Annotated in this window: 5 protein-coding genes and 1 pseudogene; 1 reads left to right on the top strand and 5 read right to left on the bottom strand. The window is 66.2% G+C overall.

The genetic code is table 11. The features are described 5' to 3' along the window. From BRAO375_RS01895 to BRAO375_RS37125, 4 genes and pseudogenes are all read right to left on the bottom strand, one after another. Positions 1-417, bottom strand: a pseudogene (locus tag BRAO375_RS01895) (efflux RND transporter periplasmic adaptor subunit); the annotation flags it as partial. Then, on the bottom strand, positions 414-2,780 hold the full coding sequence (locus tag BRAO375_RS01890; protein WP_035638413.1) for an ABC transporter permease: 2,367 nt from the start codon (positions 2,778-2,780) through the stop codon (positions 414-416). The pseudogene BRAO375_RS01895 and the gene BRAO375_RS01890, both read right to left, overlap by 4 nt. Continuing rightward, positions 2,774-3,532 carry an ABC transporter ATP-binding protein gene (locus BRAO375_RS01885; protein WP_009025754.1) on the bottom strand — a complete coding sequence of 253 codons (759 nt, stop codon included), beginning with the start codon at positions 3,530-3,532 and terminating at the stop codon, positions 2,774-2,776. Before BRAO375_RS01885 ends, BRAO375_RS01890 begins: the two co-directional genes overlap by 7 nt. A 208-nt stretch (positions 3,533-3,740) precedes the next feature. Then, the gene (locus BRAO375_RS37125; RefSeq protein WP_009025753.1) at positions 3,741-4,481 is read right to left on the bottom strand and encodes a hypothetical protein; all 741 of its coding nucleotides are present in this window, start codon (positions 4,479-4,481) and stop codon (positions 3,741-3,743) included. Positions 4,482-5,021: 540 nt separating this feature from the next. Here BRAO375_RS37125 and BRAO375_RS01880 point away from each other — a divergent pair. Next, on the top strand, positions 5,022-5,237 hold the full coding sequence (locus BRAO375_RS01880) for a hypothetical protein (RefSeq protein ID WP_009025752.1): 216 nt from the start codon (positions 5,022-5,024) through the stop codon (positions 5,235-5,237). A 234-nt stretch (positions 5,238-5,471) separates the two neighbouring features. Here the strand turns inward: BRAO375_RS01880 and BRAO375_RS01875 are convergent, their stop codons facing one another. Continuing rightward, positions 5,472-5,744 (bottom strand): hypothetical protein, encoded by a 273-nt coding sequence (locus BRAO375_RS01875; protein WP_009025751.1) that lies wholly within the window; start codon positions 5,742-5,744, stop codon positions 5,472-5,474. Positions 5,745-5,802: the final 58 nt, after the last annotated feature.

Raw genomic sequence — 5,802 nt, 5'->3', positions numbered from 1 at the left:
CGCGAGATCAGCGCCCGCCTGAGCGCTCTGCGCCTGCGCCCGCGCCACCACTGCTTTCGCGCGCTCGACATTCGCTTCGGCCGCGCCGAGACGCTCCTCGACCTCGCGGCGCGCGCGCGGATCGAGCAGCGGTGCCGGCGCCGGCGTGATGGTGGCGACGACATCGTCGGCCTTGACCGTGTCGCCGGCCTTGAAGCGGATGCGTCCGAGCCGGCCGGCGAGCGGCGCGGCGACGACGTAACGCTGGCGCACGCGCGTCTTGCCGTCATCCTCGACGGTCGCAACGAACCGTCCTTTGGTCACGACAGCCGTCTCGACCGCAACCGGGCTCGGCATCACCATCCAGCCGATGCCGGCCGCGACCGCGAGCCCTGCTGACACAATGACGAGACGGCGCAACACGGGAGGCATGCTCATTCCCTGGTCTTGAGGGCCGCGACCAGATCGAGCCGGTCGACCCGCCTGCGGACGATGATGGCGCTGATCGCGGCGCTGGCCAAGACCACCGCGGTCGCGATCAGGTAGGTGCGCGGCGCGATGACGCCGGGGATCTGGAAGCTCTCGTTCGAATGCAGCCGCGCGATCAGCGCGATGATGCCGCGCGACAGCAGCAGGCCGAGCGGGATCCCGACCGCGATCTCCAGCGCGAACTCGCCGAACAGGATGCCCGCGACCTCTGCCCGCGTGAAGCCGAGCACGCGCAGGCTGGCGAGCTCCCAGGCCCGCTCCTGCAGGCTGATGCGGGCGCTGTTGTAGACCACGCCGACGGTGATGATCGCAGCGAAGCCGGTGAGGATGCCCGCGGTGACGAACACGAGGCCCGCGATCTTGTCCATGAAGGATGCGACGGCATAGGCCTTCATCGAGACGGATTCGATCCTTGGCAGGCTCTTGAAGCGCGTGCCGAGCGCAGCCAATGCCGTGGGGTCGACATGCAGGCTGGCGGCCGAGATCACCGTGCCTTCGCCGGTGAAGCGGTTGAGCGTGTCGATATCCATGTAGGACGCCATGCCGATCGCCTCGTCGACGATGGCGCTGACCGGCACGTCGCCGCGCCGCCGCCGGCCCTCCGTGGCCTCCACCGTGACGAGATCGCCTGCGTTCAGCGCCAGCCGCTCGGCAAGCCGCCGCGTCAGCGTGATGCCGTCCGGCACCGCCACGATCGGACGACGCGCAGCATCGCGCGGCCGGCGCAACTCGTCGGTGGGCGCCAGCCCGACCACCGAGGTCAGATAGCTGCGGTGGCCGGCGCGCAGCCGCACCGGCACGATGCGCTGGCCTTCGGCCAGCAGCACGCCGGGCTCGCGCGCCAGATCACGCAGCACCGCGCGGTCAACCGGATGCGGAAAGGTGATGCTGGCATTGCCGCGCTCGACGAGATTGAACTGCAGCTCGATCATCTCGCCGATCGCATCGCGCCAGAAGATCCCGAGCACCATCATCGGCACGGCAAAGGCGATGCCGACGACGGTGAACAGCGAACGGAACGGGCGCCCCGCGACATTGCGCAGCATCATCATGCGTCGCGCGCGGCGCGCGCCGCCGGGCATCATCAGCTCGATCCACGAGCGGCGGAAGCCGAGCGGCATCGCCGGCCGCATCGCCTCCGCTGGCGCGAGGCCGACGACCGCCCGCAGCGCCGTGACGACGCCGAGCGAGCCGGCCGCGGCGCTGATCGCGATGCCCGCCAGCATCGCCCAGGGCGCCAGCCGGAACGGCAGCTCCGGCAGGCGGAAGAAGCCGTGATAGCTCGTGATCATCGCCTCGCCGAAGCCGAAGCCGCCGGCGATGCCGAGCAGAGAGCCGATCAGCACGATGACCAGCATCAGCGCCAGATAATGCAGGGTCAGAGCCGAGGTCGGAAACCCCAGCGCCTTGAGCGCGGCGATCTGCTCGCGCTGCGCGGCGACGAGCCGCCCGAGCGCGCTGTTGAGCAGGAAGGCGGCAACGCCGAAGAAGATGATGGGGATGGTGATCGACATCACCTTCTGCTGGTTCAGCTCGTCCTCGAGAAACCGGTTTGACGGCTGGTCGCGCCGCGCGATCGCGCCGATCGACCCGTAAGGTTCGAGCAGCCGATCCAGCTCCTCGATGACGGACTGCGCCTCGGCCCCCGGCGCGAGCGCGACCACCGCATCGTTGAACGCGCCCTTCATGTCGAAGGCGGCCTCGGCTGCGCTGCGGTCGACCCACAGGATGGCGTAGAGGCGATCGTCCGGGATCGGCAATCCCGGCCTCACCGCGTAGACATATTCCGGTGACAGCGCGATGCCGGAGACCCGGAACGCCTGCAGCCGGCCGTTGAGCAGCACGCGGATCTCATCGCCCGGCGTGACGTGGTTGGCCTCGGCAAACGCCTCGTTGACGGCGGCGCTGCGCGCATCACCCGGCGCCGGCGCGGTACCGCGGCGCAGATGCAGCCGGGCCAGCGGCTCGTCGCCGCCGCGGCTGAGCGAGACGAGGCGCGCCGAGACCGGCTGCGACGCGGCCGGCGCGTCGACGATGACCTCGCGCACGATGCGCGGCTCGACCGCCAGGATGCCGGCGATGGCGTTGAGCCGGGCGACCAGCGCCAGCGGCGCGCGCTTCAGGGTGACGAAGACCTGCGGAAACCGCGCCTGCGCATAGAACTGCTCGCAGCCAGCGCGGAGCGACTGATAGGTCGAGACTGAGCCGACGAACACCGCGACACCGGCGGCGACCAGCAACGCGATGGTGATCACCTGCCCGCGCATGGCGCCGATGTCGCGCCAGAGCTTGCGGTTGAGCAGGCTCACCACGTCACCTCCTCGGCCGAGAGCCGCCGCGAGTTGCGCGTCTCGCCGACGATGCGGCCGCCGCCGAGCCGCAGCACGCGGTCGGCCATGCCGGCGATCGCCGCATTGTGGGTGATGACGATGGTGGTGGTGCCGAGCCGCTCATTGGCGCGCGCGATGGCGGCCAGCACCACCTTGCCCGTCTCGTAGTCGAGCGCGCCGGTCGGCTCGTCGCACAGCAGCACGTCGGGCGCCTTGACGATGGCGCGTGCCACCGCGACCCGCTGCTGCTCGCCGCCGGACAGTTGCGACGGAAAATGGTCGATCCTCTTCTCGAGGCCGACGAGCTTGAGCACCTCCAGCGGATCGAGCGGCCGGTCGGCGATCTCGGTGACCAGCTGGACGTTCTCGAGCACGGTCAGGCTCGGGATCAGATTGTAGAATTGGAACACGAAGCCGACATGCTCGCGCCGGTAGCGCGTCAGCTCGGCATCGTCAGCGCCGACCAGTTGATGATCGCGCCACTGCGCGTCGCCCGAGGTCGGACTGTCGAGCCCGCCGAGGATGTTGAGCAAGGTCGACTTGCCGGAGCCCGAGGGCCCGAGCAGCACCACGAACTCGCTCTCGTAAATGTCGAGATCGACGTCGCGCAACGCATGCACCTCGACCTCGCCCATGCGATAGGTCTTGCAGAGCTTGCGGGCGCGGAACACCGGCGCGGCGCCCTCCCCTCTGGGCGTCACGGCGACCTGTTCTTTGGGACTGCTTGGATCCATCAGGCTGCACGTCCGAATGCGGTCAGCCGACCGCGTTCTAGTCCCGAGCGCCGTCCGATTGTCCCGCAGAGCGATTAACTTTGATCATCGATCAGCCAAGATCACCGCCCGTTGAGATACATCAACCTCCGGAACTCGGGCGCTTTGCTGACGCGAGCCACGGACGTCAGCGCCCTCAACAGATTCACGGGCGACACCGCGTTTGGCTCTAAAAGGTATGTACGCCAAACAAGTTCTTCTGCCAGGCAGGAGCTTCGGAATAGGAAGGCGCTCCATCGAAAAGATAGGAGACCGACGAACCGTCTATCCTCTTTCTCGCCTGAAGCTCTATTGTCTGCAATGGAGCGGCTTCGACACGGAGATAAAGGGAGTCAGGAGCTGGATCAAAGTGATATGTCAGCGCTGCGGTAAACACTCCGGAAGAACGCGTCAGCAGAAGGGCGTAATCTTCCTCTCGCCATTTCTTGTCGTTGGCTGGATCGTAGAATGTCAGATACATCGGAAAAGGCACTTTTGCACGCGCTTCAATCGGCAACCGGATTTGAATGTGAACCGCGGCTATGGGCGTTGTTGATGATTCCCCTGGTTGTTGGTCACTCACGAGTTGTATTGGGTAAACAAGATTCGCCACCGTAGCAGATGCAGATTTTGGGGGTGGTTCAGGTAACTTAAATGGAACTGCCGTCATGAGCAGCGCGAGTATACTAGCGCCTATATAAAAGGCTCTCGGCTTACTATCCGGCTCGAATATAACGCACAAGGCGACGGCGAGGGCCACCAGGACTAACGCCCACCCCCAAGTCGCGATCGCCAATTGAAGAATCCGATTCAATGTCGACGCGAACACAAGAACAGCTGAGGCATCTTGCTTCTGAATGAGATCGCCGAGGACTGCAATCACACCACCGAATGCGCCAGCCAAACCGATGCTGAGCTTTCCCGAGTTCATGACGCACTCCCAATGATTGGACGTGGCGACATAGACTTGCGGTCAAAATGCACGCATGGCTTGATATGAATCAAGGATCGCGCAATTCTGGGGTGCTGCACCGTGCGATGGTTTCGCCTTCGCTTTGCCGGTCTTTTGGGCGGCAGCTGGACCGGACCCGTACCCCACGCACTGCAAGGCATCCGGGCTGTATTGATCAGAATAATAGCACACAAGACGCAGTCCGCAGGGTGGGCAAAGGCGCGGCCGGCCCATCGGGTCACGCGTGCGGCTCGCCATGGCACCGTACCCACCATCTCGCCGCCGCGCGCGCCGTTCGGCGGTGGGCACGCGCCGCCTAACGGCGGGGCTTAGCCAAACCTACACCGCTGCGGCTCGGCCACCTGGACCGGGGAGAGGTTGCAGCGGAAGCGTGGACACGAGCCGCCCTGCCCCACGCTACGACACGACAACCGTCATGCCGATGCCCACCCGATCCGACATATGCCCGCCATACGCCCGGGCTACCAATTGGTGGACACAGCCTTCATGAGGAGCACCATGGCCGACAACGACCTCGAAATCTTCCTGACCGCGCGCAACGTGCTGGTCGACATGCGCCTGAATCTGGCCAAAGCCGTTTCGGCCGGCTACACGAAGGGCGAAACGGAAACTGCGGTCAAGAGCCTCATCGAGGTCCAGCAAGCCATCGACGTGATCGACCACGCGAGCGAGGAGCTGGAGGAGCTCGACGAAGCCGAGCACGACGAGGACTGACGCGCTGGGCGCGGTCAGACCGAGCGCCGCGTCACACCCGGCTCGTCATGGGTCGTGCCCACCCTCTCACCGCCGCGCGTGCCGCCCGATGGTGGGCACACGCCGCGTGATGGCGGCGCTTTGCCAACCCTAAGCGACGACCAACGAACAACTCGCGATCGTCCGTCGGCTGCGGCCTTATCGCCATGACGCGTCGGAAGGCCGATCGCCGCGCACAGCACCTGCCAGGATTCGTCACATCGCGGTCGCGATCTCATAGATCAGCACAGCCGCCCCGAGGCAGCGCCGCCAGGGATTGACGCCGCGCGCGAGCTCATCGACGGCCCAGACGACGAGGCTGGCCTTGACGAGGCAATCCAGCTTGTCGCCGGTCGGGCCCTGCGGATGCCAGACCCAACCCACGAGGCTCCCCAGCAGCGCGAGCCACAGCGCCGGGTTCGGCATCTGCGCGATGGTGATCTCGCCGGTTTCGCGATTGCGGAAGAACCAGTCGATCAAGCGCGACATCGCACCGCCAGCCTGTCCGGTCACGCTCGGCGTCCCTCCTGCCCCTGACGCAGCAGGA

Source organism: Bradyrhizobium sp. ORS 375 (genome assembly GCF_000239775.1).
In the GTDB taxonomy this organism is placed as follows: domain Bacteria; phylum Pseudomonadota; class Alphaproteobacteria; order Rhizobiales; family Xanthobacteraceae; genus Bradyrhizobium.
This window is presented reverse-complemented; position numbering and strand designations above follow the sequence as displayed.